The sequence below is a fragment of the Saccharomonospora azurea NA-128 genome, assembly GCF_000231055.2.
Lineage (GTDB): Bacteria > Actinomycetota > Actinomycetes > Mycobacteriales > Pseudonocardiaceae > Saccharomonospora > Saccharomonospora azurea.
Window position 1 is genome coordinate 532,260 of the sequence record NZ_CM001466.1, and the last position, 25,861, is coordinate 558,120.

A 25,861-nucleotide genomic window follows, 5' to 3' on the forward strand; every position below is an offset into this window, starting at 1 on the left:
AGGTTGATCGCCTGCAGATTCTGGGCCTGAAAGAGCTCGAGTGCGGACGAGGTGGGTGAACACCGCCGAGAAGCCAGTGACGAACAGCGCCGCGCTGAGCGCTGGTTACCGAGAAGCGTGCATCTCCTCGCCGGGCGGAGCAGACTCCCAGTTTCACGGGTCCTGCCCGGCTTCCCTTCCCGGACGGTGGTGAGCTAAGGGCTTTCTGGCTCTGTGTTCTCGTCCTGCGTTCCTGCCTGTACGTGCCGATCGAAGAACCAGAAAATACGATCCCAGGCGTCGGCCGCTGAGTCTTCGTGATAGCCAAGGCGCAGCGGGAGGAAGACCAGCCGGCCGAGCGGGTGATGTCCTCTCGTCAAGAACGAGTGCCCAGCCTCCCCATAGACTTTGACATCGTGATCGATGTCGTGCTCGGTCAATTCGTTGACCAACCGGTGTGCGTGCCGTCCGTAGACGAGATCCCGGCGGCCATAGGAGGCGACAACCGGGCAACTGCCGGACAGAGCACCCGATGTGTGGGTACGTGCCCGTAGTTCACTGAAGCTGCGCGGAGACCGGGCGCATCGGTGGCGGCAAAGGTTAACGCGAAGCCGCCCCGAGGCAGAAGCCGATGACGGCGAGCCGGTCGTGATCGACCTCCGGACGCTGTGCGAGCCATTGGCGGGCGGACTCGAGCCGGTCAGTGAAGACTCCTGGCCGACCACGGCTCGATTCGGCCATCGCGAGAGTGAGGCAGGCAATCCGGTTGCCGCCGCTGTACAGGTCGGGGGCCAGGGCCACGTAACCTCGTTCGGCGAAGCATGCTGCAACTTCGAGAATCTCTGACGTCAGCCCGAAGATCTCGTGCAGGACGATCACCCCGGGACTTTGCTCAGCCTGGGGTTGCTTCGCCAAGGTCGCGCTCCACTGCTGCCCACCCTGCAGATCAACCTCAACATTCTCCCAGCGCAAGCTCGTGCTCGCCGTGCCTCCCGAAGCTAGGTCGGGAACCTTGCGGGAGTGCGGGGCGCGGCGGCGAGCAGACGCTGCGCCGCATTGAAGGGCTGGAGGGAGAGGACTTCGATCTCTTGATGTCCACAAACTTCATTCGCCACCACTTGACGCTGCTCCCTCGTGCTGATCGCTGTACTGACGTGGCGTTCCACGAAAAGCTCCGGGCCCTGTGCGACACGATGTACCAGGGCCAGCTCCGGGAGATCGAAACATTGACGGAGATCATCGAAGATCACATTCCGCGCTGATTCGAGTTCCGCAGGGTGGGCTGATCGGCTCACCCTGCGGGGAACTCCACTCGCAGACTCAGTTGAGTGTTTGGAACACCTGGAAGGTCTTGCCGTTGTCACTGGATCGGTGGATGGCCTCGGCGGTGGCGACGTACACGTCGGACTCGCCGTGGGCCAGGATCGCTTGTGGGCTCGCGGACACGGTGCTCTGCTTGGTCCAGCTGGTGCCAGCGTCGCCGCTGGCATAGACCGTGCCGTCGGGGGCGACACCCAGGAGCCGGTCTGCGGCGAGCCAGTCCACGAACACCAGTATGGGAGCGTCACTGATCGGAGCGAACGTGTTCCCGCCGTCGGTGCTTTGCATCGGGCCCTGTTCGGTGGTGGCGAGAACGATCTCGGGCTCGGCGGGTGACACCGCGATGTCGGCCAGTGACAGCGCCGCACGGCGGTCCCAAGTGTGTTGGTCCGTGCTGACCATGATCTGGCCCGACTGGCTGTCGTAACCGTAGACGGCTCCGTGTGCAGCCTCCAGCGCGTGGAAGTCAACCTCGCCGGACAGTGAGACAGATTGCCAGGTCTGACCGGCGTCAGTGCTCTCGGTCAACCCCAGATGGGGTGGTAAGTCCGGATCCTGCGGTCCCGGGTGCCCGCTTGCGAGGAAGTAATCAGGGCCGGCGACGGTGAATCCCATAAAGTCCTGGGTGAGGCCGGCGATCTGTTCCGGCCGGTCCTGCTCGGTCACCAGGAACAGCCCATGATGGCTCGCCACGTACAGCTGACCGTCCGCCGGATTGATACCGAGCCCGTGAACGTGCCCCAGATTGGGCGACCCGGCTTGCTGATCGGCTTGAGAACCAGAGTCCGAGCTTGCTCCGCATCCAGCTGCCAGCAGCGCCGCGGATCCTGCCACCGCGAGCCATCTGAGAACCACTGCCAACCGTGTGCCTTGCCACCGTGGTTTCGTCACCTGCACCTACCCACCTGTGCCGCTTCAGAAGCTTGTACTAAGGAGGGTAGTGGACGTTGGAATCGGGCGAGGCAGCGCCTTCGGGGCTCGTGACTTTGTAGCGGCGTGGATGCGTCGAGTGACCACTTGGCGCTTAGCGGGCTGGCGAGCTGTGACGTGACCGCGAGTCGACACGGCAGCCCAGGCGACGCACGGGTACGCGTAACTCGGTGAGCGTGACGACGCACTACGGCTGCTTGACGTGGCGAGCGGACTCATCGACGTAACTGCTCGTGAGGAATCGCTAGCGACGGCGTACTGGTCGCCAGTGTCGACAACCCACGCCGACAAACAATGTCGACAAACAGTTCGGTAAGCCGTGTCAACACCTGTAGCTCGACAGGTGCCTTGACCAGAATTGACCGTCTCTACGGAGGATCTCGCACCAATACCACTCAGGCCCTCCACCGAGTGCCAGCTCTCGAACATGGCGTTGCCGCATTCGTCCGTTCGAGTGAATATGGCATATTGCTGGGCATTTTTCCTGACAACCAGCTACGGGTGTTTAGACTCAGAAAGCATCGGAGCGAGAGGGGCGCTCCGACAATGGGGGTTTTTGTTGCGATACGAGCACATCTAGCTGCCTCACTTCCTAAAAAGGAAAAAGTGCCGCCGCGTTTCCAGTGCGTATTCCGTGCGGTGATTATTCCGCAAGGAATGTCATGTTCGCGGGCATGGGGAGGTCATAGGTGAACCTTTGCTCACAACAAGGCGGTAGCTGCGTTGTGATCAGCAATGGGCGGTCGGCACGGAGGACCGTTCTGTGAACCGGCCGTTCCAGACGTGGGGAGACACGGTGACGGGTGGGCAAATGCGGCCCCTTGTAGTGGCGGGCGTGGCTGGAGGTGTGGGGACCTCCACGTGGGCGCGGGTGCTGTACCTGGCCACGCGTCTGCCGGTCAACGACAGCGGTGTCTACCGAGGGGGCGTGATCGACGTGCTGGTCAGCTCCAACACCGCGGCGTCCACAGCCAGGCTCGGGCCGGCGTTGGCAGTGTGTCCCCGGCCGCCGGTACTGGTGGTCATGCACACCGTTCCAGGAACCATCGCGGAGTCGCGCTCGCATCTGCGTAAGGTGCAGCCGCACATCACGGCACGCTTCGACATCAGCCACCAGCGGGCGTGGTTGGAGATGGCCAACCCGCCAGGAACGCGTGTACCCCCCAAAGCCAAGGACATCGCCGAGGCATTGCGTCAGCTGCCTGCTGCGCTCCAGCAGATGTACACCGGCCCTGCCCAGGCATCCACGCGGGCTACGGCCTCGGCCGGAATGCCTCGCGCCGGTTCTGTCCAGCAATCGATACCGGGTCGGGCCGCGCCCGCCATGCCACCGCGGCCGTCTGTGCCGGCTGGGTCACCGAGCGCTGTTCCACACCAGCTGCGGTGACGTTCGTCAGACAAACTACTTCTCGGGGGAATAGGAAATGTTGCTCACGTTGTGGGGGAAAGCGCACTCCTGGGTGTCTCAGCAATTGGTTCCCGACCCTCCTCCTACTGCGCCACCAGGGAAGCTGACCGAGGCAACGAACACCATTTTGGGCTGGATGAAATGGGGCGGGCTGGTCGGCGCGGTGGGGGCGCTGATCGCCGCGGGAATCATGATGGCCGTCGGGCGACGTAATCGGAACAACATGGCCATCGAAGGTGCGGTCAGCATCCCGTGGGTGGTCGCCGGTCTCGCGGTGATCCTCGGCTCGGCCTCCGTCGTCGGCTTCCTGCTGCAGTGATCGCGCACCGCGAGGAGAACCGATGATGAGGAAACGGACGCAGTCACCGTGGTGCTTAGCGCTTGCGCGCATCGTGACGGTGTTGGCGGCCCTGGCCGCCTCCGTCACTATCTCCACCGCGCATGCTCAACCCGACAATGACATGGCTGACCTGCCCGGAGAGCTGCGCAAGTACGTGCCGGCCAGTTCGCAATGGCAGCGGTCCTCGTGGATGACGGCGGAGTCCTGCCGAGACCAGGGCGGAGACTTTTCGGTATGGGCGAGCAACGTCATCCAGGACGCGCCAGCGTTGCTGCAGCACTTTGGACCTGCGATGTTCGGGCCGGAGTCGTCCAATCCTGAGCATCGTGACGCCGTGCTGAGGGGATATCGCGATCTGGCCGCCACGGTGGAGGTGCCTTCGGGGTACTGCGTGGATGAGATGAAGCGCTGGGCTGGTGCGGACGGCACCACCAAACCGTTCAATTTCGCGTGGGGTCTGGACCCTGAGCATCAGGTGCCGCAGTTCCACCTGTGCGTCAGTGCTGAAGACCAGGCTGAAGATCGCAGCCTGCTTGCCAACCGCTCTGTGGGCGCCGAGCGCGGTCCGTGTGATGGCTTCTATGTCGCTTGCGTCAACGCTGACGGCGCCGACCAGGATCGCTGCCAGGCCTGGAACGCGTTCTCCGATGAGTACGTGCGCCAGGTGAAGGTCATGCGCGACAAAGCCTGGGATGCTCACCCACCCGAACTCACCGGGGCCACTAAGCAGGTCGGGGTTCTCGACAGCATGGTCGGCGGCTGGTTTGAAGACCTCACCCGGTCCATCGCGACCGGGGCCGCCAGCCTCATGGCCGAGGCGATGACGTTTTGGACCCAAACAGACCGCACCGACATGCTGGAAAGCCCGGCGATCACCAAGATCCAGGAGATGCTGCGCTACATCGGCATTGTGCTGCTAGCCGGCAGCATGATCTGGCAAGGCATCATGATCATGTATTGGCTCAAAGCCGATCCGCTGATTAACACCGGCATGGGCCTGATCTCCTTCGTGGGCTGGTCCACCCTGGGTGGCGCGGCCGCCGTGCTGCTCAACGAGGGCGGGATGGCCTTGGCCAACCAGGTCCTCGACACCAGCATCAAGGACTTCGCTCAGGCCATGGGCGACTCGCTCATCGGGCAGGTCACCGTCATGACCGGCGCGATCTTCTTCTTGAGCATCATCATGTTCTTCCTGGCCTGCATCCAGTGGGTTCTCGGCTTCTTCCGCATGGGAGCACTGGTCATCCTGCTCGCGCTGCTGCCCACTGCCGCGGCCGGGCAGCTCAACGAATCCACCAAGCCGTGGCTGCGCAAAATTCTGAGCTGGTGCCTGGCGCTGATCCTGTACCAGCCCATCGCGGCGATCGTGTTCGCTATCGGCCTGCAACTCATCGGCAACGGTGAAGGGTTGTCCACCGTGCTGGTCGGCATGTCGGTCATCGCGCTGGCGGTGATCTCGATGCCGACCATGCTGCGCTTTTTCGACTGGGGCGGCCAGAAACTGGTCAACGCCGGAGGCGGTGGCGGGGGCGCGATGGCCCTCGGCGCGGCCGCGTCCGCGCTCGGCAACGGAGGCGCAGCGGGCTTTGGCCGACACATGGACCACAACGGGCCCGCCGCTACTGGCCGGGGAGCTCACACAGCGGGCACCGGGGCCATGCCGGTCACGCCCGCCCACGCAGGCGACGGGCCCAGCCAGAGCCTCAGCGCTGGCAACGCGACCGGAACCAGCTCTGGCGCCGCCGCGCACCCCACCGTCGCTCTCGGACAACATGCGGCCTCGGCCGCTGGACGGTTCGGCGGTGCCGCAGCGGCAGCCATCAGCCCCGGTGACAGTGCCACCAACGACAGCGCCAGTGGTGACACCAGCACCGGCACGGCTACCGGGACGGCGCCCCGTGGTGCTGCCTCCCCCGAGGGGGCGAGTCCACCTCCACCGGCGGGATTCACCGCACCGCCTGGCGCTACTGAGGGAGAGTCGCGATGAGTGAGACCCGCACCTATGGAGGATGGCGACCGCGCCGCGGGTTCGGGATCGGCAATCTCAGCGAGGCCCAGACCGTCGTGATGGCCGGCTGCGTCCTCGTCCCGCTTTGTGTCTGGATGGTCGTGGTCAGCGTGGGTCTTCCGCTGCTGGTGATGCCCATTGTGACCGGCGTGGCCGTCGTGGTGGCGGTGCTGGCCCTCATCCCGCACCGCACCCACGGCACGTCACTGGGCGGGGCATTGGTGATGTGGATACGCACCCACACCGCCCGACGCAAGGGCTGGGCCGAGTGGGAGACCGGTGTGTTCACCCGCCACCCACGCCGCAACGAGTTGCCGGGCGTGTTGGCGCCGATCATGCCGTTATCCACGCATGACGGTCTGGGCCAGCCGTATGGGCTGCTGTGGGATCGCCGCACGGGACGCCTGACCGCGAGTGTGCGGGTGGCGCCGGTGGGCACGGTCCTGGCCGACCCCGAGCGCACGGACGTGTGGATCGGTTCGTTCGCCGCGTGGCAAGCCACCCTCGGCTACGAACCCACCGTCGACTGGGTCTCCATCGTCGTGGAGTCCGCCCCGTCCAGCGGCACCGAACTGGCCGACTACGTCGCCGACCGTCTCGACCCAGCCGCCCCGCCCGTGGCCCGCGACACCATGATCGCCGTGGCGGAGGCACATCGGGGCGCCACCGCCGACATCACCACCCGGGTCAACATCACTTTCCAACCGGAGCGGGCCCGGCCCGCGCCGCAAGACGACGCCGAGCGCGTCGCCGAAGTCTCTCGAGCTCTGGCGGGGCTGGAGCGGGACTTGCCGTTGTGTGGGGTGGCCAGCATGGGACGGGCCACGGCTGCGCACTGGACACACTGGCTGCGCTCGGCCTACGACCCCAACGCCCGCGGGGACCTGGCCCGCCTGTCCGCCGACGACCAGCTGCTGGCGTGGTCGGATGCCGGGCCGGTGCGCGCGCAAGCGCACGTGGACCATTACTGGCACGACAGCGGCTGGTCGGTGAGTTGGGCGATGGCGGCCTTGCCCAACCAAAACGTCACCAGCAACATCCTCGCGCCCTTGGTCACCCCCGGCCGCTACCACCGCCGGGTCTGCATCACCTATCAGCCGTTCTCCGCCGACCAGGCCGCCGACGTGGTCACCCGGGAAGCCTCCGGCAGCAGCTTCCGCCGCCAGCTACGCCGCCGACGTGGTCTGGATGACACCGCCCGGGATCGCGTGGACGAAGCCCGCGCTCAACAAGCAGCGGACGAAGAAGCGCACGGCGCGGGCGTGGGGCTGTGGGGGATGTATGTGACCACCACGGTGGACGACCTGCGGGAGCTGCCTGATGCCATCGCCGATGTCGAAAGCCGTGCCCGCAACGCCAAACTACGTCTACGCCGCTGCTGGGGCTGGCAGCACGCCGGATTCGCTGCCTCCCTCGGCGTGGGCATCTACCCGCCGGAGCTGTCCACACGAGGCAGGTGGGCATGATGAGCCTGCTGCGCCGTTTCCGGGCTCGCCCCCAGGCCGATACCGCGACCAGCCCGGCTGAGCCTGAGTCGGAGCGCCCGGATCCGTTGGCGGTGTTGCGCCGCCGGCCAGTTCCACCCCCTCGCGGGTGGGCGGTGCGCGGCGGCGGCCGTGACCACCACGTCGGCTCGGCCACCCTTTGGCAGGGCACCAGTACCCAACTGGCCGGTCTGTATCCGTTCGTCGGCGGGTCCGGGGCACGGGTCCGTGGCGTCCCGATCGGGCATGACCTGCACACCCACGAACCCGTCGGTCTACACCCTGGTGACTGGCTGAACTCCGGCCTGGTCACCAACACCGGCATCTGGGTTCAGGCCCAGCCTGGGGTGGGTAAGTCGGCGTTTGCCAAACGCCTGGGCACCGGGCTGTGCGCGATGGGCTGGACCATGTTCGTGCCCGCCGATGTCAAGGGCGAATACTCGCCGCTGATCTCCCGATTGGGTGGGACGGTCATCAAGGTCGGCCGCGGGTTCGATGCGATCAACCCGTTGGACCCGGGGCCCCTGCACCACCTGCTGGCCACCACGCCCGCAGGCCGACAGCGGGAGGCGATCCGGGACTCCATCCGGGCCCGTCAGACGGCGTTGCTGGAAGGGCTGCTGCTGCTGGAGCTGGATCGGGCCCCCCACCCCCACCGAGCGCAACCTCCTCAGCCGAGCTCTGGACGTGGCCACAGAGGAAGCCACCGACGGAGAACCCACGATTCCGCAGGTCCGGCAAGTCCTGGACCAAGCGCCGTACCCGCTGTTGGACGCCGCCCGCATGTCCGGCCGCCCCGAACGGTACTTCGAACTCATGCGTGACGTGCTCTCGGCACTGGACTTGCTGGTCGAGGGCCCGCTGCGGGGCTTGTTCGACCGGCGCAGCACCGCGCGCCTGGATCCGCGCTCACCCGCCACCTCGTTGGACATCAGCGTGCTCGACAACGAAACCGACGAGGTGGTCGCCGCCGCGATGCTGTGCTCGTGGGCGTGGGGTGCGGGCATGATCGAAGCCCGACAAGCAGGCACCGGCAAGAACATCCTGTGGATCCAGGACGAAGCGTGGCGAGCCCTGCGCGCCGGACCGGGACTGGTCGAAAAATCCGACCGCATGACCCGGCTGAACCGGCACAAAGGGGTGGCCAGCGTCTACCTGACGCACTCGATGGACGATCTGGAAGCGCTGCCACGCTCCGAAGACCGCGCCAAGGCCCGCGGGATCGCGTCCCGCTGTGCCATCCATGTCTACGGCGGGCTCCCCGCCACCGAGGTGGACTCGCTGGCGGTGAACCTGTCCAGCCGCGAAGCCGACATGCTCGCGTCCTGGCAGAGTGCCGGCACCTGGGTACCCGGACATCGCCACCCCGGGCGGGGCCTGTATCTGATCAAAGCGGGGGAACGCGCGGGCTTGCCGGTGCGGATGCACCTCAACCGCGCTGAACTCGAGCTCTACAACACCGACACCGCCTTCCACACCCCCGTGGGCGGTGCGCGATGACCAGCCCCAATACCCGCCAGCACGCCAGCGGCGCCATGCCCGTGATGCCGTGGGTCATCGTCGCCGGCATGGGGCTGGTGTTCGTCGTGATCGCCGCGTTGTGGGTCGCCGCCACCGTCGCGGCCGGCGCCGGGTTCACGCCCCCCGACTATGGGCAGGTCCTGAGTGCGCTGAAGAACGACGGTGTGGCCGGGCTGATCGGACCACAGGGTTCCCGGCTGCTGTTCTACGGCACACTGTCGGTGCAGGCAGTGCTCGTGTTGGCCGCGACGGTTGCCGTGGCAGTGCTGGTGACACGGCGCCGACGGCCGCGCAACGGACTGCAGGCGATGGTCTCCCGCAAAGCGTTCGCCGATCTGCAGCAGCCCGAGATGGCCAAACGCGCGCAGGGCTTGCGGCCGTCGCTGGCCGAGACCAAGACCAGCGCACTCTCGGCGCGGGAGATCGGCGCGGCACTGGGGGATGTGTCCGGGGCGACCCTGTTCAAATCCCACGAGGATGTCGCACTGGTGATCTGCGGGCCCCGCAGCAACAAGACCTCCGCCAAGGTGGTGCCCGACATCATCGCCGCCCCGGGCCCGGTGGTCGCCACCAGCAACAAGCCCGACGTGTGGGTGCTGACCGCAGGGCTGCGAAACCGAGTAGGGCCAGTGTGGCTGTTCGACCCGCAACGCATCACCTACCAGCCGCAAGGGTTCTGGTGGAACCCCCTGACCGGGGTGCGCGACGTGGAATCCGCGGCCCGGCTGGCGAGCTACTTCATGCGGGAAGTCGGCGGCGGCAGCGGCAGCAACGACCGAGCCGACCCGTTTTTCACCCCCGCGGCGGCCAAGACACTGCGGCAACTGCTGCTGGCGGCCGCGTGCTCGCAGCACACACTGCGCGACGTGGTGCTGTGGGTGGCGACCCGCGCTGAGGAACCCGCCGTCTACCTCCACAACGCGGGCTTCGCCGCACAAGCCGCCAGTCTGCGCTCCACCCTGGAGCTGCCACCCGAAACCAAAGGCGGAATCTTCGAAGGGGTCGCCACCGCCCTGGCATGCCTGGATTCCGAAGAACTGCTGCGGTGGGTGACCCCGCCCGCCACCTGGGAGAACCCGCCACGCGGCACGAAATCAGTGCCCGAGCTCAACCTGTGGGAACTGATCACCACCATCGGCGACCAGCACCCGACGCTGTATCTGCTCTCCCGCGAAGGCGAAGGCAGCGGTCGCCCCATCGTGGCCGCCATCGTCGGCGAACTCATCGACATCGCGGTCAAAGCCGCCAGCGCCCGCGGCGGTCGCCTCGACCCGCCGATCACCCTGCAACTGGACGAGTGCGCCAACATCGTGCGCCTGCCAGAGCTACCGAACTGGATGAGTTGGTTCGGCTCGCTCGGGCTGATGGTCACCGTCGTGCTCCAGTCCCGCGAACAAGGCCGCTCGGTCTGGGGCAAGGAAGGCTTCGACGCACTGTGGTCGGCCGCCACGATCAAAACCATCGGCGCCGGCGTGCAGGACGCCGACTTCACCGAAGACCTCTCCCGACTGGTCGGAGACCACAAAGTCGAGGAAACCTCGACGTCGTACTCCGCCGGCGGGCAGTCGGTGTCGAGGTCCCTGCGCACCGAGCGGATCATGACCGCGGCCGACATCGCCGCCCTGCCCCGCACCCGCGCGTTGCTGTTCACCTCCGGCCGCCGCCCGGCGTTGCTGACACTGCATCCCTGGTATGCCGAGCCCGACGAGGAAAAAGAGCAGATCACCACCCACGCCCACCAAGCCACGGCTCAGGTGCAGCAGGCCGCGATCTCGGCGCTGGGACCGGACAACCCGGTGGCCGCGGCGTTGATGAACGAACGCGCCGATGCAGTCGGGGAGCGGCGATGACGGCCGGCGAGGACGAGGCGTTGCAGCGGCGGATGGCGGCGTTGGAGCAGGAGCACTTCGCTATGACCGAACAGCTGCGCCGCCTCGGCGATGCCACCGAACGCAACGCCAACGCCCTCGACGCCCTCGAAGATGTGTTGACCGACGTGTCGTGGACACCGGTTGACGACGGTGGTGATGCGCTGGCGGAAGCGATGGCGCAGCGTCAGCACCAGCTCAGCATCGTCGACACCAGCACAGCGCCACCCCCACCCCCCGGGCCCGAGGAGGCAGCGTCGGCTGCTGGTGGGGTCGAGTTGCCCGACCTGGAGCAGGTGGCGGCGTGGGTACAGACCCATATCGCGCCGATGGTGCGCAAGACCACCACCACCGGCGAAGGCGGCGGGATCCGCTGGTGCCGCCAGTGGTGGCACCACAGTGAGGCCGTCGACCGGTTCACCGCACTGTATTTGGCCTGGCAGGAACTGTCCGCCGAAGACTCAAGCACCTGGCTCTCGGTGTTCCTGCGCGACCATCTGGACCCACACATGGCGACGCTGACCTCACCCTTCGGCCCCTTCTACGCCTGCCACCCCCGCCGCCACAGCGACGCTGTCGAAGCCCTGGACACCGACCAACCCACACCGCCAGACCGGGAGAACACCTCATGACCGTGCCTGGCTAAGTGGCGCACCCGCCCCGCGGCGGTGCCCGCGCCACGCCAAACGACAACGACCGCATCCAACGTGCTCGGGGGACACAATTGGACACGATCGACAACAACACCACAAAGGGGACCGAGCGTGAACCACTACGGGGCGATGGCCTGGGAGCACTGGCGCCGGGCCAGGCCACAGGAACTGGCGGAACTGACGGATCCGAAGCGGTTCTTCACACAGCTGGGCGAGCAAATACAGACCCAGATTCGCCGCAGGCGGCAGGCACAGGAGAGCACGCTGGAGTCCACCGACAGCTACCTGACGAACCTGGGGCTGCTCAACAACGTGCAGAGCTCGGTGGAGGACGAAGTGCTGCGGGAGATGATCTTCACCGACCCGGAGACCACCAGCTAGCCCGCTTCCGTCCCCGTGGCCAGGACGACCTGGGCCCAGCAGGGCAGAAAGCGCGCGTCCAAGCCAACTTAGACGCCCTGCGGATACTCGCGTCGTTGCGTGAGGGCGCGCAGCCGCGCCCCGCCACACCGCGTGAACAGCAAGTCTTAGCGCGGTGGGCGGGATGGGGCGCGGTGCCGCAACTGTTCGACGAGCACCTGGATACCTTCACCGCGCAGCGCGACGAGCTACGGGAACTACTCACCGACGAGCAGTACCGGGCCGCAGCCCGCTCCACCCTCAACGCCCACTACACCGACGCCGCACTGGTAGAAGTGATCTGGGAAGGGCTTGCCCGTCTCGGTTTCCCCGGCGGCACGGTGCTGGAACCCGGATGCGGCTCAGGCCATTTCATCGGCCTAGCTCCCGACACCGCCCGCATGGTCGGCGTCGAACGCGAGCCCATCAGCGCGGCCATCGCCGCAGCACTCTACCCGCACGCCGACATTCACACCGCAAGCTTCGCCGACATCACCACCACCGAGGCAAGCTTCGACGCGGCTGTCGGCAACGTACCGTTCGCCAACATCACCCTGCACGACCCCCGGCACAACACCGGAAAACACTCCCTGCACAACCACTTCATCATCAAGTCACTCCACCTGACACGCCCAGGTGGGCTGGTTGCGGTGCTGACCTCGCGCTACACCATGGACGCGCGCAACCCCGCCGCACGGCGGGAGATGGCGCAGCTGGCTGACCTGGTCGGCGCCATCCGATTGCCCAGCGGAGCGCACCGCCGCGCCGCCGGAACAGAGGTCGTCACCGACCTGCTGATCTTTCGTCGCCGCGAACCCGAACGCCCTGCCCTCAATACCGAAGCCTGGGAACGCGTGGTGCACACCACGCTCGGCGACGACGGCCCTGAGATCGAGATCAACCGCTACTTCCTCGACCACCCCGAGCACGTGCTCGGGGATCTGAAGGTGGGGCGCGGCCGGTTCAGCGCCGACGAGCTCGTGGTCCACGGCGAGCTCGCCGACCTGCCTGAACGGCTGGCCGCAGTGGTGGAGCGTGTGGCGGCTGATGCGCTCGAGCGGGGACTGGGCATGACACCCCCGCCGGAGACACCAGTCGAGACGCGCCCGACCACGACCGTCTCGGTCGTGGACCCCGAGGCCGCCCGGTTCGAAGGATTTCTGGCTGCCCGACCCGACGGCACCTTCACCCGCCGAGTCGCCAGCGCTGACCAGCCCTACACGCCACTAGCGAAACAGGCCGACGAACTGCGAGCCTTGCTCGGCCTGCGCGACACCGCGATGGCGTTGATCAAGGCTGAGCAAGCCAGTGTGGACGACACCAGCGAGATCACCGGGCTGCGCGCGGAGCTGAACAGCCGCTACGAGGCCTACAGCGAGCAGTACGGGGCGATCAACCGCTTCACCGTTCGTCGGCAGGCCCGCCAGGGCTGGCATGTGTTCCGGCAGTGGTGCGAGCAGCGCGGCTACGAGAGCATTCCCGCCAACCCCGACGACCTGCGCCTCTACTTTGAAGACCTCCGCCGCGCCGGAGTCGGACAAGACATCTTGTCCCGCCATCTGGACTCCATCACCAAAGCCCACACCCGCGCCTTCGAACGTGAAGTCGGCAAGGCCGCCACAAAGCTTGCCAAGCACCACAGCGACCCGGAGGAGAAACGCCGCCAGCTGTTAGAGGAGCACACACCACTCGACCTCTTGCGAAGGGCAGATCAAGAAGACCTTCGAATGCCTGAGGAAGTGGTGCAGGCTGCTGGCGAGGTCATTGCGCAAGCTCCGCAGAAGACGAACGACATGGTCGATCTCGACGAGCTCGGTCTGCGCAACGAGATCACCATGCGGCCCCCGCAGGGCGGATTCAGTGATGACCCGTTCGCCAACTATGTGCGCGCCCTGGAGAAGTTCGACCCCAGCACCCAGACCGCCCGCAAAGCCGACATCTTCCTCCGGCGTGTGATCAACCCAGTCCCAGAACGACTCGGCGCCGAGACCGCCGAGGAGGCGCTGTCGATCTGCTTGGACACCCATTCCCGCGTCGATCTCCACGTCATCGCCGACCTGCTGGGCCTGCCGGGGCCGCAGGAAGCGCGCGCGGCACTGGGGGAGATGGTCTACGACGACCCCGACACCGGGGAACCGGTGTGGGCTCCGCTGTATCTGTCGGGAAACGTGCGTCAGAAACTCGCCCGCGCCGAACTCGCGGCCGCCGACAATCCCGTGTTCAAGGTCAACGTCGCCGCCCTGCGACGCGTCGTCCCGAAGGACCTGGGACCGGAGGACATCGAGGTCCGTATCGGCTCCTGGATCGGCCCGGAGTACGTGCAAGCGTTCCTGCGCGAAGTCCTCGGGGATCGCACAGTAACTGTCGAGTCGGCCGCAGGCATGTGGACCATCGACAACAAGGATTACCGGAAATCGGTGCGCGTCGCGGCTACCGAAATCTGGGGTGGCGGCGGACTGGATGCCTACCAGCTGACCGAGAAACTGCTCATCGGCGCCCCGATCCAGGTCAAGAAGACCATTGAGGTCGAGGGCTCCGAACGCGAGGTCCTCGATGTTGAGGCAACGGAAAACGCGCAAGACAAGGCGGCCGAGATCGGTGACCGATTCGCCGACTGGATCTGGGAAGACACCAGCCGCGCGGCGAGCGTGATGCGCCGCTACAACGAGCTATTCAACGCCGAGATTCCCGCGGACTTCTCCAGCGTGGAGCTGTCCCTGCCGGGCCTGTCTCAGACGGCCCCCCCGTTGCGTCCACACCAGAAGGAAGCGGTGGCCCGCATCATCTACCAGCCCGCCACCGGCCTGGTGCACGACGTCGGCGCCGGCAAGACCCTTGAAATCATCGTCGGGATGGGGGTTTGAGGAACATCCGTGTCGGATCGTGCGCTAAGCGTTCTCTCGGTTTGCCGCCGCGTTGACCTGCGGTGACGCGGTGCTGGAGTCTTCCGAGGTCATTTGTTGTCGATCTTGGAAAGGGCTGTTGTGGCAGTCGAGTTCCTGTCGGATGAACAGGCAGCTGCGCACGGGGCGTTCCCCGAGTCGCTGCCTCGGGGCGAGCTGGAGCGGTACTTCTTCCTGGATGACGCGGACCGGGAGCTGGTGCAGGGCAAGCGCCGACCGCATAACCGGCTCGGGTTCGCGATCCAGCTGACCAGCGTTCGTTACCTCGGACGGTTCATGCCGGACCCGCGTCAGGTTCCGGTGGAGGTGGCCGAGTACCTGGCCGAGCAGTTGGAGATCTCCGATCCGTCGTGTTTGAAGGACTACGGCGAGCGGGACGGCACCGCGCGCACCCACGCTGGGGAGATCCAGAACGCTGAGGGCTGGCGGGACTTCTCCGAGGTCATCAGCGAACTGAGCGAGTGGCTCGACGCCCGGGCGTGGACCACCGGCGACGGGCCGAAAGCGCTGTTCAATGCTGCGGTGGGCTGGCTGCGCGAGCGAAAAGTGCTGCTGCCGGGCGTGACCAGACTGGCGCGGGTGGTCGGGTCGTGCCGGGAGGCGGCGAACCAGCGGTTATGGGAAACGCTGCACGATCTCCTCGACGACGACCAGCGCGCCGCCCTAGACGGGCTGCTGGAAGTCCCTGATGCGCAACGGAATTCGCACCTGGATCGGCTGCGGCGGCCGCCGGTGCGGGTGTCGGGTCCGGCGATGGTCGACGCGTTGCAGCGGGCCGCGGAGATCCTGGGGCTGGGGTTCGCCGAGGTCGACACCGAGGTGGTGCCACCGCGCCGGCTGGCCGAGTTGTCGCGGTACGGGGTGCAGGGCAAGGCCAGTCTGCTGCGCCGTCACGGTGATTCCCGGCGGGCGGCGACGCTTCTGGCCACAGTGACCTACTTGCAGACCCGGGCGGTCGATGACGCCCTGGACCTGCTGGACGTGCTGATCGCCTCGAAACTGCTGGCCCGTGCGGAGCGGGAATCGGCCAAGGAGAAGCTGCGCACCCTGCCCAAACTCGGCAAGGCATCGGCGAAGCTCGCGGCCGCACTCGGTGTGCTGCTGGAGGTCACCGGCGTGCACGACGATCTCGCCGAGCAGGCCGCCGACGACGGCGACACCGTCGAGCCGGTGAGCTTGGCACAGGTATGGGCCGAGATCGAGGCCGTGGTGCCCCGCTCCGAGCTCGCCGAGGCGCTAGTCGCCGTGGTCGAACTCGCCGGTCCGCCGGACTCGGATGCCGATGAGGCGTGGCGGGCGGTGCTGGTGAAGCGGTTTGCCACGGTGCGGCCGTTCCTGCCGCTGTTGTGCGAGGTGATCCGATTCGGTGCGGCCCCGGACGGGCAGCGGGTGCTGGCGGCGTTGCGGGATCTGCCGAAGTTGTGGGGCGGCGGCCGCAACAAGGTCGACCGCTCCGAAATCGACGAACAGCTGCTGATCGGCTCCTGGCGCCGCCTGGTGCTGCACGCACCGGAGCTCGAGCCGGGCACGGTGGACTGGCGCGCCTACACGTTCTGCGTGCTGGAACAGTTCCACCGCTGTTTGCGGCGCCGGGACATCTTCGCGGTCAACTCCAGCAAGTGGGGCGACCCGCGCGCCAAACTCCTCGCCGGGAGCGCATGGAACATGGCGAAGCCGGTGGTGCTGGCCAGCCTGAACCTGCCACCCGCCCCGGACGAGCACCTCGACGAACGCGCCGAGCTGCTGGATGCCACCTTCCGCGAGGTCACCGCCGGGCTGCCCGACAACACCGCGGTGCGCTTCGACGAGCACGGCCGCCTGCACCTGGCCGCGCTGCCCGCGGAGGCGGAGCCGCCGAGCCTGGAGAACCTGCGGGTCCTGACCAACCGGATGCTGCCCCGCGTCGACCTCCCCGAGGTGCTGCTGGAGGTCTTCTCCTGGACCGGCGCCGACCAGGCGTTCACCTCGATCACCGGCGGCGAAGCCCGCCTGGCCGACCTGCACATCAGCATCGCCGCGCTGCTGGTGAGCGAGTCGTGCAATATCGGCTGGACCCCGGTCATCAAGCCGAGTGTCCCGGCGCTGACCCGCGACCGGCTCGCGCACGTGGACGCGACCTACCTGCGGATGGGCACGCTCAAAGCCGCCAACGGTGCCCTGATCGAGCACCAGGCCCGTATCGGGCTCGCGCAGACCTGGGGCGGCGGGCACGTGGCCAGCGTGGACGGGATGCGCTTCGTCGTGCCGGTGCAGACCATCAACGCCCGCCACAATCCCCATTACTGGGGCCAGAAACGGGGCGCGACCTGGCTGAACATGATCAACGACCAGGCCGCCGGGCTCGCCGGGAAAGTCGTGGCCGGTACCCCGCGCGACTCCCTGCACGTCCTGGACGTGCTCTACGACCGCGACGGCGGGCAGAAGCCGCAGATGATCGTCACCGATACCGCCTCCTACTCCGACATTGTGTTCGGTCTTCTCACCTTGGCGGGGTTCACCTACGCGCCGCAGCTGGCGGACCTGCCGGATCAGAAGCTGTGGCGCATCGACACCCGCGCTGACTACGGCCCGTTCACCACGGCGGCCCGGGGTCGGATCGATCTGGAGCGGGTGCGGCGGCACTGGGAGGACATCCTGCGTGTCACCGCCTCTATCCACACCGGCGCCGTCCGCGCGCACGATGTGATCCGGATGCTGTCCCGCGACGGCCATCCCACCCCGCTCGGTGAGGCGATCGCCCACTACGGGCGCATCGAGAAGACCCTGCACGTGCTGCGGATGGTCGACGACACCGGCTACCGCCGCGACATCAAAGCCCAGGCCAACCTCCAGGAAGGCCGCCACGCCCTCGCGCGGCGGATCTTCCACGGCCAACGGGGCGAATTGCGGCAGCGCTACTACGAAGGCATGGAAGACCAGCTCGGCGCCCTCGGCCTGGTCCTCAACGCGCTGGTGTTGTTCACCACCCGCTACCTCGACGCCGCGATCGCCGAGCTGCGGGCCGGGGGCTACGAGGTCCGCGACGAAGACGCCGCCCGGCTCTCACCCTTCGTGCGGCACCACATCAACATGCTCGGCCGTTACTCGTTCCTGACCCCGGAGCTGGCCGGGGGGCTGCGACCCCTGCGCGACCCGGCGGCCCCGACGAAGACGAGACCGACTGAGACAGGTTGCGAGTGTCCGGGTCGGTTCGGCACGGCGCCGGCGTGGCCCCCGAGGGGGTAGGTCCGTCAGGGCTTACCCCCTCGGTTTAGGTAGCGCTGTCGTCGGCGCTGGTGTGGTTTTCGATGATGCGGCAGACGATGGCGTTCTCGCCGCGGCGCTGGCCCTCGCGGGCGGTCCGGCGGGCGGTGGCCAGCGAGCGGCGAAGCTGACGCAGTTCGGTCAGGGTGCGGTCGATCTCGGCGATGTGGGCGTCGAGAAGTTCGGTGACCCGCCCGCACGGCGCGGCCCCGTCGCGCTGCAGGTCGATGATGGTTTTGATCTCCGGCAGTGTCAGTCCGAGGGTTTTGGCCTGGCGGATGAACCGCAGCACGACAACGTCGTCGTCGCTGAACAGGCGGTAGCCGGCCTCGGTGCGTTCGGCGGGCGGCAGGAGCCCTTTGGATTCCCAGAGCCGGACCGCTTTCGCACTCACTCCTGCCGCCTTGGCCGCAGCACCCACGGTCATGTCCATAACGACCCCCTCTCGCGTGGCTGAGCGTTCCGCCTTGACCTTACCCCTGGGGCAAGGTTCTAGCGTGCGTTCGAGACTGAAAACCACAGGTCAGAAGAACGGAGTGCGTGGTCATGGACACGTTGGTGTTGCAGGTGTCGGGGATGTCATGCGGCGGCTGTGAGCAGCGCATCGACGCGGTGCTGCGCCGCGTCGAGGGAGTGCGGGAGGTCACCGCGGATCACACCACCGGTGCGGTGCGGGTCCGCATCGGCCCGGAACTGGCCGATCGCGGTGTGCTGGTCGAGCGGCTGGCCACCGCCGGTTACGAGGTCGTCGAGGGGGCGAACCAGTGAGCACGGCCATCGCGGACCAGTCGGAGTTGTGGGCCACCGAGCCCAGTCCCACGCCGGGGCATGAGCGGATTCGCGCCCGGATCGCGGGGCTGCACTGCTCGCTGTGCACCGGCACGATCGAGAAAGCCCTGGGGCGGCTGGACGGGGTCGAAACGGTGGCGGTGAGCCTGACCCACGAGCAGGCTCTGGTCGACTACGAGCCCGCACGTGTCTCGCCCCAGCAGATCTTGGGCACGCTGCGGGATATCGGCTATGAGCTGTATGACCCGCGCAAGCTGCGGGCTTTCGAAGACGAAGAGCGTGACCTGCTGCGCGAGGGCAAACGGCTGTTCACCGCGATCGGCGTGAGTCTGGCCGCGATGGTGCAGATCGCCGAGGGCTGGTGGACGATCGCGTGCGCCACCCTGCTGGTCGGGGCGCTCGCGCTGGTGTTTTCGATCTTGCGCCCCGCCGGGCGGGCGCGGGCGGCCGGGTGGGCGGCCGCGGTCGCCGCCCCTGGCGCGCTGGCCTTGGCCGCTCGTTTCGCGGGGTGGCTGGAGCCGCCGGTGACCGGGTGGATCGCCGCCGGGCTGGCGGGGGTGATGGTGTTCGGGGTGGCCCCGCACATTCTGCGGATGGCGTATCAGTCCGCCCGCCGCGGCATCCTCAACCAGCACGTGCTGCTGGAGATCGGCGCGTTCGCCGGCATCACCGGCGGCATCATCGGCCTGACCGGCGTCCTGACGGATTATCCGACCGCGGAGTTCTTCGCGGTGGCAGCGATCGTAGCGACCTACCACATCTTCTCGGAGTGGCTGTCGCTGCTGGTCAAGACCCGCTCCAGCCAGTCGATCAAGAAACTGCTGGACCTGCAGCCCGACCTGGCCCGGCTGGTCACCGACTCCGCCGAGTCCGAGGTGCCCGTCGAGCAGGTGGAGGTGGGCCAGCTCGTGCGGGTGCGGCCCGGCGAGCGCATCCCCCTGGACGGGCGCATCCGCTCTGGCTACTCGGCCATCGACTTCTCGCTGGTCACCGGGGAACCGGTACCGGCCGAACGTGGACCGGGCGAGGAGGTCGTCGGCGGGGCGATCAACGGCACCGGCAGCCTGCTGATCGAGGTCACCGCGACCGGAGCGGAAGGCTTCCTGGCCCAGGTAGTGCGCCACGTGGAGGACGCCCGGGCGCTCAAGCCCGGCATCCTGCACCTCGTCGACAGGGTGCTGCGCATCTACACGCCCACCGTGCTCACCGTGGCCGCGACCGCACTGGTGGCCTGGCTCGGCGCGAGCTGGGCGCTCTCCGGGCAACCGGACGTGCACCGGGCGGTGTTCGCCGCACTGGGCGTGCTGGTGATGGGCTACCCGTGTGCGGTCGGGATCGCCGCGCCGCTGGCCATCGTGCGCGGCACCGGGCACGCCGCCGACCGGGGCATCGTCATGCGCACCGGGGAAGCCTTCCAGACCTTCCGGCTGGTGCGCCGCATCGTGCTGGACAAGACCGGCACCCTCACCCAAGGCCGCCCCACCGTGCGGGCCGTCGCCTCCACCCACGGCGACACTGCCGCCGTGCTGGCGCTGGCCGCCGCGGCCGAGCACCACTCCGAACACCCCTTGGCCCGCGCTGTCATGGCCGCCGCCGAGGAGGCGGGCGTGACCGTGGCGCAGGCGCACGACTTCGAGTCGATGACCGGTTCCGGGGTGCGCGCCACCGTCGACGGCCACCACGTCCTGGTGGGCCGCCCCGGACTGCTCACCGACACCGGCGTGGACCTGGCTGAGTTGTCGGACTGGATCACCGAGCAGGAAGCCGCCGGGCACACCGTTATCGCGGTGGCCGCCGACCAGGTGCTGCAGGGTGCGATCGCACTGGGCGACCAGGTGCGGCCCGACGCCGCCGAGGCGGTCGCGGCCATGCGCCGGGCGGGGATGGAGCCGGTGTTGGTCACCGGCGACAACCAGCGTGCCGCACGCCACGTCGCCGGCCAACTCGGCATCGAGCAGGTGCACGCCGGGGTGCGCCCGGACGGCAAGGCCGAGATCGTGCGCGAGCTGCAGGCCGGCGGCACCCGGGTGGCCATGGTCGGCGACGGCATCAACGACGCCCCCGCCCTGATGCAGGCCGACGTGGGCCTCGCCGCAGGCGGCGGCACCGACATCGCCGTGGAATCCGCCGACATCGTCCTGCTGCGCGAGGACGTCACCGCGGTACTCGACGCCCGTGAGATCAGCGCCCGCGCCTACCGGCGCACCCGCACCAACGTCGGCTTGGCGTTCACCTTCAACGGCCTGGGCATCCCGCTGGCCTCCACCGGGCTGATCTCCCCGGTGTGGGCCATGGTCGCCATGGCCGCCTCGGTGACCACGATCTTCCTCAACTCCTTCGGCACCCGCCCCTCGCTGCTCATCAACGCCATCACCAGCGTCGGCCGCGCCCGCGGCCCAGCAGACCAGCAATCCGCCGAGCGGACCGTGGCCTGATCAGTCACGCAACACCGGGTCTGACCGCACAGCAACCGGTTCAGGGACAGCCCTCCCCTGGACCTTCACACAGGAATTGACGTGTCTGATCAACTGACAAAACCCGCTGCTCCCCGCGGGATGCTGGCGCTACTGACCCCGGCGGCGTTTGTGATCTTCGCGCAGATCTTCATGGTCGCCCCGCTGATCCCAAGGTTGGGCGAGGTCTTCCACACCTCGCCCGACCTAGTCGGGCTGGCCGTGCCCGCCTACTTGATCCCCTACGGCGCGATGGTGCTGGTGTGGGGACCAGTCTCCGAACACCTCGGACGCCGACCGGTCATCCTCGGCTCACTGGCCGCCCTCACCGCGCTAGCCAGGCGGCCCGGATCGACAAGCCCGGTTCAGCAGCAGCCGTTCGGGGCGGTGCCGGAGAGGATCTGCTCGATGAGGGGGCGTCCGACGTCGTAGGCGTCGGTGACGGGCAGGGCCTGTGCGTCGGGGTGCTCGGTGAGCCAATCCTTGGCGGCGTCGGTGCTGGCGAAGAAGTGGACCTGGTTGCAGAACGCGGCGCGGACCGAGGTCGGCGCGTCGGGGGTGACCAGGGAGACGACGGCACCGGCGGGCTCCACGCCGGTGAGTCCGCCCGGGGTCACGGTCAGGCGGACCGGTTCCCCGGTGGCCCGGCAGGGGGAGGTGACATGGGCGGTGTGGCCGATGATGGCCGGGAAGACCAGGGTGTCCATGGCGCACCAGGCGTACAGGGTGCGGTCTCCGGTCTGGTAGCGGTGCGGGGTGGGGTTGTGGGTCAGCCCGTTGCCGATGATGCGGCCTTCGGAGTCGTACTCGGTGTCGGGCATGTCGGCCAGCGCCTCGCGGATCTCCTCGGCGGTGCGGCCGGCCTGGCTCGCGAGCTGCTCGATGGTGACCGGCTCGCCGGTGGCCAGCAGTGTCAGCAGGGGGCGCAGCAGCCATAGCTTCACACCGGGGGCGCGGTTGACGGTGTCGGTGAAGCGGTTGGCGAGTGTCTGGGTGTCGGTGTCCACGGCGGGTCCTTCCCTTCCGTGAGGTGGATGGGTCCGATGCCGCCGACCGTAGGGTCTGTCCCTGGGGTGAGGGTCAAGCTCGCGCGTCGCAGCCGCGGGGATCACCGGCCCAGCACAGGTCGCCGTCCGCGAGGTGCTGCTGGTGCTCGCTTTCGAACTTCTCGATCCGATCGAGGATCTGCTGCTGGGCGGCGATGCGCTCTCGCAGCCGCTCGCGGGAGCGGTGCAGCAGCTCGGCCAGGTGCGAGCCGACCGGCCGAACCCTGCCGTCGGCCCAGGCGGCGGTTAGTTCCCGGATCTCGGCCACGGTCAGTCCGAGCCCGCGCAGTTCGCCGATGAACCGCACGCACCACAGGGCGTCGGTGTCGTACAGGCGGTAGCCGGCTTGGCTGCGGCCGAGGGTGTAGATCAGCCCCGAGTCGGTGTACCCGCGCAGGGCCTTGACCTTCACGCCGGTGCGGCGGGACAGCTCACCGACCGTCATCGGCCGGGACTTGTGCGCTTCCCTGGGCATCTTCCCTCCCTCTTCGGGTTCAGCCTGCACAGCAGGAGAGCTTGGCGACATCCGTGGTGAAGGTCTGGGCGGCCAGTTTGAGGGCTTCTGCCATGGTCAGGTACGGCGCCCAGGTGCGGGCGAGCTGGTCGACGGTCATTCCGGCGCTGATCGTGTAGGTGGCGGCGGTGATGATGTCCCCGGCGCCGTCGGCGATCACGTGAACGCCGAGCACACGCCCGGTGCTGGCGTCGGCGACGAGTTTGACCAGGCCCCGGGCGTCCCGGTTGGCCAGCGCGCGCGGCACATGCGCCAGCGGCAGAGTGCGGCACTCGCAACGGATTCCGGCTTCGGCCACTTCGGCGTCGGTCATGCCGACCGCGGCGATGGCCGGGCTGGTGAACGTCACCCGCGGCAGCGCTGTGTAGTCCAGGGTGCGGCCCGCGCCGGCGATGGCGCCTTCGGCGGCCAGCGTGCCCTGAGCGGCCGCCACGTACACGAACTGCGGGCCCCCGGCGACGTCGCCCGCGGCCCAAATGCGTTCGTTGGTGGTGCGCTGGAACTCGTCGGCGACGACCTCGCCACGCGTGCCGGTCTTCACCCCTACCGCGTCGAGGTTCAGTCCTGCGGTGACCGGGCGGCGGCCGGTGGCGATCAGCAGCTGCTCGGCCCGCAGCTCGATGGGGGCGCCGCCGCAGTCGGCGGTGAGGATGTAGCCGTGCTCGTCGCGCCGAACGGCAGCCAGCGTGGCACCAGTGTGCACGGCGATGCCCTCGCCGGTGAAGACCTCCTCGATCGCGGCGGAGACTTCGGGCTCCTCAAATGGGGCGAGCCTCTCCAGCGCCTCGACGACGGTCACGCGAGTGCCGAGGCGGGCGAACAGCTGGGCTTGCTCCAAGCCGACTGCGTTGCCGCCCACGACCACCATCGACTCCGGCAGGCGGTCGAGCTCCATCGCGGTGGTGGAGGTCAGGTATCCGGCCTCGTCCAGGCCGTCGACGGGCGGGGCCCAGGGGGCGGAGCCGGTCGCGACCAGGTAGTGGGCGGCCTCGATGCGGCGGCTGCCGCCATCGTTGAGCACGACGTCCAGCACCGGGGCGTCGGTGCTTCCGGTGAAGGCGGCGGTGCCGCGCACGATCTCCCAGCCGTACTCGGCTGCGAGGTCGGTGTACTTCTCTGCCCGCAGCTGATCGACCAGGGCATCCTTGCCACCAATCAACTCCGCGAAGCCGACCGGCGGTTCTGCGGCGCCGAGCCCAGGGAAGCGTCCGGCCGCCTCAGCGCCGTGGCGGGCCTCGGCAGCGGCCAGCAGCGCCTTCGACGGCACGCAGCCGACGTTGACACAGGTGCCGCCGGTGGTGCCGCGCTCGACCATCACCACTCGTCGGCCTTGGCCTACGGCGGCGATGGCGGCGGCGAACGCCGCCGAGCCGGAGCCGAGCACTGCCAGGTCGAAGCCGGATTCCGTCCAGGTCACGATGCTGCCTCCTCGTGCGGAGCCCGGCATTCCGGGCCAGTTGCTATGCGGCTTGCCGAATAGGTCACTGCCACCATACTATTCGGATAGGCGAATAGTTCCAGTTGTGGAGGCCACCCGTATGCCCCAGCGCCTTAACATCACCGCCCCAGCCGTCTCAACTGCCGACCAGGTGCCGTGCACGCACCTGGACACGGTGGCGAAGTTCTTCCGCGCCCTATCAGATCCCATCCGGCTGAAGCTGCTGGAGTTCATCCTGCGCGGCGAGCGCACCTCCGCCGAGTGCGTCGAGCACGCCGGAATCTCGCAGCCCCGCGTGTCGGTGCACCTGTCCTGCCTGGTCGACTGCGGCTACGTCACCGCCCGCCGCGACGGCAAGAAGCTGCGCTACTCCGTCGGCGACCCGCGTGTGGCGGACCTAGTCGTGCTGGCCCGCTCGTTGGCCGCGGACAACGCCGCCGCCCTGACCTGCTGCACCCGCATCCCCGACAGCCAGGACTGAGACCTGCAAGGAGAGTCCGGCCATGCCCGCCATCCACCGGCCCCCCGGCCGCAACAACGAGCCCTCCGGAGCCGGCACGGCCGCCGGGATCGGCTTCGCCCTGCTGATGATCGCCTGCTGCGCCCTGCCCGTCCTGATCGCTGGCGGCGCGCTCGCCGGGATCGGTGGACTCCTGGGTAACCCCTGGCTGATCGCCGCCGCCGTCGTGCTGGTGGCCGCCGCGATCACCGCGATCGTGCGTCGCCGCCGCTTGGGCCGCGATGCCTGCCGCCCGCCCACTGAATCGCCCCAAACCCCCGCCGACCAGGACCGCCCGCACTTCCCGGCCGACCGGGAAGGCCCGGACAACCGATGACGACTCACCCGCCCACCCCTGCGGCTTTCAGCGGCGGCTGTCGCCGGGTGCGAGCAGGCTGGTGACCTCGGCCAACGCCTGGTCGGAGGGTTTGAAGTAGCGGCGGACGTTCTCCGGCTTCTTGTGCCGGGACTTCGCCATCAACAGCAGCAGGGATGCGCCCTGCTCACCGAGGTGAGTCAGCGCGGAGTGACGGAATTCGTGCAGATCCCACCCTGTGCCCGGACCGCGCAACGCGGTGTGGGCATCGAGCAGGGCGCGGGCCTGGCCGTAGGACAGCCGAGTCAGCTCCGTGTCCGGGCACACGTCGCGGGGACTGAGAACCTTGCCCGGTCCAGGGCGGCGGTGGGTAACGAAGACAGGGCCGCGGGTGCGGCCCTTGAGCAGCCGCGGCAGCAGCCGGGCGGTGCCGGCGTCCCAGTAGACCGTCTCCAGCACGACGTCCTCGCGCGCCTGACCCCGGCGGCGGGACTTGGCCCGGGCACCCTTGGCCTTCACCGGGGCGCGGCGTCCGGCCAGATCGAGGTTCTCGATGTTGAGGTCGAGGATCTCCTCGGCTCGGGCAGCAGTCTCGTACAGCATCCGGTAGAGCGTCTTCTCCCGGAGCGCGACCTCGCGGCGCGCCACCAGCCGGTCGATCGCCAGCCGGGACCGCACCGGGGTCTCCGAGTCCGGGGTCGCCAGGCGCTTGGCCCAGCCCGGCACGGCTGGGGTCTGGCCGCGGTCCCG

General features: G+C 68.1%; 22 protein-coding genes and 1 pseudogene. 15 read left to right on the forward strand and 8 right to left on the reverse strand.

Annotated elements, in window-relative coordinates; genetic code table 11:
• Nucleotides 1-194: 194 nt before the first annotated feature.
• Together SACAZDRAFT_RS24125 and SACAZDRAFT_RS23975 are read right to left on the reverse strand one after the other, a co-directional pair.
• Nucleotides 195-683: a dienelactone hydrolase family protein gene (locus tag SACAZDRAFT_RS24125; RefSeq protein WP_408638064.1), complete on the reverse strand. Its 489-nt coding sequence runs from the start codon at nucleotides 681-683 to the stop codon at nucleotides 195-197.
• Entirely contained in the window at nucleotides 580-858 is a 279-nt protein-coding gene (locus SACAZDRAFT_RS23975) for a dienelactone hydrolase family protein (RefSeq protein ID WP_157606921.1), read from the reverse strand. The genes SACAZDRAFT_RS24125 and SACAZDRAFT_RS23975 overlap by 104 nt, the downstream gene beginning before the upstream one ends.
• Here SACAZDRAFT_RS23975 and SACAZDRAFT_RS22260 point away from each other — a divergent pair.
• Nucleotides 801-1,241, forward strand: coding sequence for a DUF305 domain-containing protein (locus SACAZDRAFT_RS22260; protein ID WP_082245284.1), 441 nt, complete (start codon nucleotides 801-803; stop codon nucleotides 1,239-1,241). The genes SACAZDRAFT_RS23975 and SACAZDRAFT_RS22260 overlap by 58 nt on opposite strands.
• Before the next feature lie 58 nt (nucleotides 1,242-1,299).
• Here the strand turns inward: SACAZDRAFT_RS22260 and SACAZDRAFT_RS02500 are convergent, their stop codons facing one another.
• Nucleotides 1,300-2,196, reverse strand: coding sequence for a F510_1955 family glycosylhydrolase (locus SACAZDRAFT_RS02500; RefSeq protein ID WP_005438342.1), 897 nt, complete (start codon nucleotides 2,194-2,196; stop codon nucleotides 1,300-1,302).
• Between the two features lie 1,457 nt (nucleotides 2,197-3,653).
• Between SACAZDRAFT_RS02500 and SACAZDRAFT_RS02505 the strand changes: the two genes are divergently transcribed.
• The 9 genes and pseudogenes from SACAZDRAFT_RS02505 to SACAZDRAFT_RS02545 all read left to right on the forward strand — a co-directional run.
• The gene (locus SACAZDRAFT_RS02505) at nucleotides 3,654-3,956 is read left to right on the forward strand and encodes a hypothetical protein (RefSeq protein ID WP_005438346.1); all 303 of its coding nucleotides are present in this window, start codon (nucleotides 3,654-3,656) and stop codon (nucleotides 3,954-3,956) included.
• A 22-nt stretch (nucleotides 3,957-3,978) separates the two neighbouring features.
• Nucleotides 3,979-5,964 carry a hypothetical protein gene (locus SACAZDRAFT_RS02510; RefSeq protein WP_005438348.1) on the forward strand — a complete coding sequence of 662 codons (1,986 nt, stop codon included), beginning with the start codon at nucleotides 3,979-3,981 and terminating at the stop codon, nucleotides 5,962-5,964.
• Nucleotides 5,961-7,451: an SCO6880 family protein gene (locus SACAZDRAFT_RS02515; RefSeq protein WP_005438350.1), complete on the forward strand. Its 1,491-nt coding sequence runs from the start codon at nucleotides 5,961-5,963 to the stop codon at nucleotides 7,449-7,451. Before SACAZDRAFT_RS02510 ends, SACAZDRAFT_RS02515 begins: the two co-directional genes overlap by 4 nt.
• 834 nt (nucleotides 7,452-8,285) lie before the next feature.
• Entirely contained in the window at nucleotides 8,286-8,969 is a 684-nt protein-coding gene (locus SACAZDRAFT_RS23590; protein WP_232286346.1) for a hypothetical protein, read from the forward strand.
• Entirely contained in the window at nucleotides 8,966-10,840 is a 1,875-nt protein-coding gene (locus SACAZDRAFT_RS02525) for a type IV secretory system conjugative DNA transfer family protein (RefSeq protein ID WP_005438353.1), read from the forward strand. The genes SACAZDRAFT_RS23590 and SACAZDRAFT_RS02525 overlap by 4 nt, the downstream gene beginning before the upstream one ends.
• Nucleotides 10,837-11,490 carry a DUF4913 domain-containing protein gene (locus SACAZDRAFT_RS02530; protein WP_005438355.1) on the forward strand — a complete coding sequence of 218 codons (654 nt, stop codon included), beginning with the start codon at nucleotides 10,837-10,839 and terminating at the stop codon, nucleotides 11,488-11,490. Before SACAZDRAFT_RS02525 ends, SACAZDRAFT_RS02530 begins: the two co-directional genes overlap by 4 nt.
• 132 nt (nucleotides 11,491-11,622) lie before the next feature.
• On the forward strand, nucleotides 11,623-11,892 hold the full coding sequence (locus tag SACAZDRAFT_RS02535; RefSeq protein ID WP_005438356.1) for a hypothetical protein: 270 nt from the start codon (nucleotides 11,623-11,625) through the stop codon (nucleotides 11,890-11,892).
• 173 nt (nucleotides 11,893-12,065) lie between these two features.
• A complete protein-coding gene (locus SACAZDRAFT_RS02540) occupies nucleotides 12,066-14,774 on the forward strand; it encodes a hypothetical protein (protein WP_005438357.1) in 2,709 nt (902 codons plus the stop codon).
• Between the two features lie 120 nt (nucleotides 14,775-14,894).
• Nucleotides 14,895-17,969, forward strand: a pseudogene (locus tag SACAZDRAFT_RS02545) (Tn3 family transposase); the annotation flags it as partial.
• Nucleotides 17,970-18,063: 94 nt separating this feature from the next.
• Here the strand turns inward: SACAZDRAFT_RS02545 and SACAZDRAFT_RS02550 are convergent.
• Nucleotides 18,064-18,489 carry a MerR family transcriptional regulator gene (locus tag SACAZDRAFT_RS02550; RefSeq protein WP_005438367.1) on the reverse strand — a complete coding sequence of 142 codons (426 nt, stop codon included), beginning with the start codon at nucleotides 18,487-18,489 and terminating at the stop codon, nucleotides 18,064-18,066.
• Nucleotides 18,490-18,602: 113 nt separating this feature from the next.
• Between SACAZDRAFT_RS02550 and SACAZDRAFT_RS02555 the strand changes: the two genes are divergently transcribed.
• The 3 genes from SACAZDRAFT_RS02555 (at nucleotide 18,603) to SACAZDRAFT_RS02565 (ending at nucleotide 21,730) form a co-directional block, all read left to right on the forward strand.
• Nucleotides 18,603-18,824: a heavy-metal-associated domain-containing protein gene (locus tag SACAZDRAFT_RS02555; protein ID WP_005438369.1), complete on the forward strand. Its 222-nt coding sequence runs from the start codon at nucleotides 18,603-18,605 to the stop codon at nucleotides 18,822-18,824.
• Nucleotides 18,821-21,280 carry a heavy metal translocating P-type ATPase gene (locus tag SACAZDRAFT_RS02560; protein WP_005438370.1) on the forward strand — a complete coding sequence of 820 codons (2,460 nt, stop codon included), beginning with the start codon at nucleotides 18,821-18,823 and terminating at the stop codon, nucleotides 21,278-21,280. The genes SACAZDRAFT_RS02555 and SACAZDRAFT_RS02560 overlap by 4 nt, the downstream gene beginning before the upstream one ends.
• Before the next feature lie 171 nt (nucleotides 21,281-21,451).
• Entirely contained in the window at nucleotides 21,452-21,730 is a 279-nt protein-coding gene (locus SACAZDRAFT_RS02565; protein ID WP_232286411.1) for an MFS transporter, read from the forward strand.
• Here SACAZDRAFT_RS02565 and merB read toward each other — a convergent pair.
• From merB to merA, 3 genes are all read right to left on the reverse strand, one after another.
• Entirely contained in the window at nucleotides 21,664-22,305 is a 642-nt protein-coding gene (gene merB / locus SACAZDRAFT_RS02570; protein ID WP_005438372.1) for an organomercurial lyase MerB, read from the reverse strand. The two genes, SACAZDRAFT_RS02565 and merB, sit on opposite strands and share 67 nt — an antisense overlap.
• A 73-nt stretch (nucleotides 22,306-22,378) precedes the next feature.
• Nucleotides 22,379-22,819, reverse strand: a complete 441-nt coding sequence (locus SACAZDRAFT_RS02575; RefSeq protein ID WP_005438373.1) for a MerR family transcriptional regulator — start codon at nucleotides 22,817-22,819, stop codon at nucleotides 22,379-22,381.
• A 19-nt stretch (nucleotides 22,820-22,838) separates the two neighbouring features.
• Entirely contained in the window at nucleotides 22,839-24,275 is a 1,437-nt protein-coding gene (gene merA, locus SACAZDRAFT_RS02580; RefSeq protein WP_005438380.1) for a mercury(II) reductase, read from the reverse strand.
• A 121-nt stretch (nucleotides 24,276-24,396) separates the two neighbouring features.
• Between merA and SACAZDRAFT_RS02585 the strand changes: the two genes are divergently transcribed.
• Both SACAZDRAFT_RS02585 and SACAZDRAFT_RS02590 read left to right on the forward strand, forming a co-directional pair.
• Nucleotides 24,397-24,777 (forward strand): ArsR/SmtB family transcription factor, encoded by a 381-nt coding sequence (locus SACAZDRAFT_RS02585; RefSeq protein WP_005438381.1) that lies wholly within the window; start codon nucleotides 24,397-24,399, stop codon nucleotides 24,775-24,777.
• Nucleotides 24,778-24,799: 22 nt separating this feature from the next.
• A complete protein-coding gene (locus SACAZDRAFT_RS02590) occupies nucleotides 24,800-25,132 on the forward strand; it encodes a hypothetical protein (protein WP_005438382.1) in 333 nt (110 codons plus the stop codon).
• Between the two features lie 27 nt (nucleotides 25,133-25,159).
• On the opposite strand, the gene SACAZDRAFT_RS02595 is transcribed toward SACAZDRAFT_RS02590, so the two are convergent.
• The coding region (locus tag SACAZDRAFT_RS02595; RefSeq protein ID WP_005438383.1) for a site-specific integrase at nucleotides 25,160-25,861 on the reverse strand (702 nt) is incomplete at its 5' end.

Coding starts and splice junctions, on each gene's coding strand:
- SACAZDRAFT_RS22260 (WP_082245284.1), top strand. CDS start 801: ATGCTGCAACTTCGAGAATCTCTGACGTCAGCCCGAAGATCTCGTGCA.
- SACAZDRAFT_RS02505 (WP_005438346.1), top strand. CDS start 3,654: ATGTTGCTCACGTTGTGGGGGAAAGCGCACTCCTGGGTGTCTCAGCAA.
- SACAZDRAFT_RS02510 (WP_005438348.1), top strand. CDS start 3,979: ATGATGAGGAAACGGACGCAGTCACCGTGGTGCTTAGCGCTTGCGCGC.
- SACAZDRAFT_RS02515 (WP_005438350.1), top strand. CDS start 5,961: ATGAGTGAGACCCGCACCTATGGAGGATGGCGACCGCGCCGCGGGTTC.
- SACAZDRAFT_RS23590 (WP_232286346.1), top strand. CDS start 8,286: ATGCGTGACGTGCTCTCGGCACTGGACTTGCTGGTCGAGGGCCCGCTG.
- SACAZDRAFT_RS02525 (WP_005438353.1), top strand. CDS start 8,966: ATGACCAGCCCCAATACCCGCCAGCACGCCAGCGGCGCCATGCCCGTG.
- SACAZDRAFT_RS02530 (WP_005438355.1), top strand. CDS start 10,837: ATGACGGCCGGCGAGGACGAGGCGTTGCAGCGGCGGATGGCGGCGTTG.
- SACAZDRAFT_RS02550 (WP_005438367.1), bottom strand. CDS start 18,489: ATGGACATGACCGTGGGTGCTGCGGCCAAGGCGGCAGGAGTGAGTGCG.
- SACAZDRAFT_RS02555 (WP_005438369.1), top strand. CDS start 18,603: ATGGACACGTTGGTGTTGCAGGTGTCGGGGATGTCATGCGGCGGCTGT.
- SACAZDRAFT_RS02565 (WP_232286411.1), top strand. CDS start 21,452: ATGGTCGCCCCGCTGATCCCAAGGTTGGGCGAGGTCTTCCACACCTCG.
- SACAZDRAFT_RS02575 (WP_005438373.1), bottom strand. CDS start 22,819: ATGCCCAGGGAAGCGCACAAGTCCCGGCCGATGACGGTCGGTGAGCTG.
- SACAZDRAFT_RS02585 (WP_005438381.1), top strand. CDS start 24,397: ATGCCCCAGCGCCTTAACATCACCGCCCCAGCCGTCTCAACTGCCGAC.
- SACAZDRAFT_RS02590 (WP_005438382.1), top strand. CDS start 24,800: ATGCCCGCCATCCACCGGCCCCCCGGCCGCAACAACGAGCCCTCCGGA.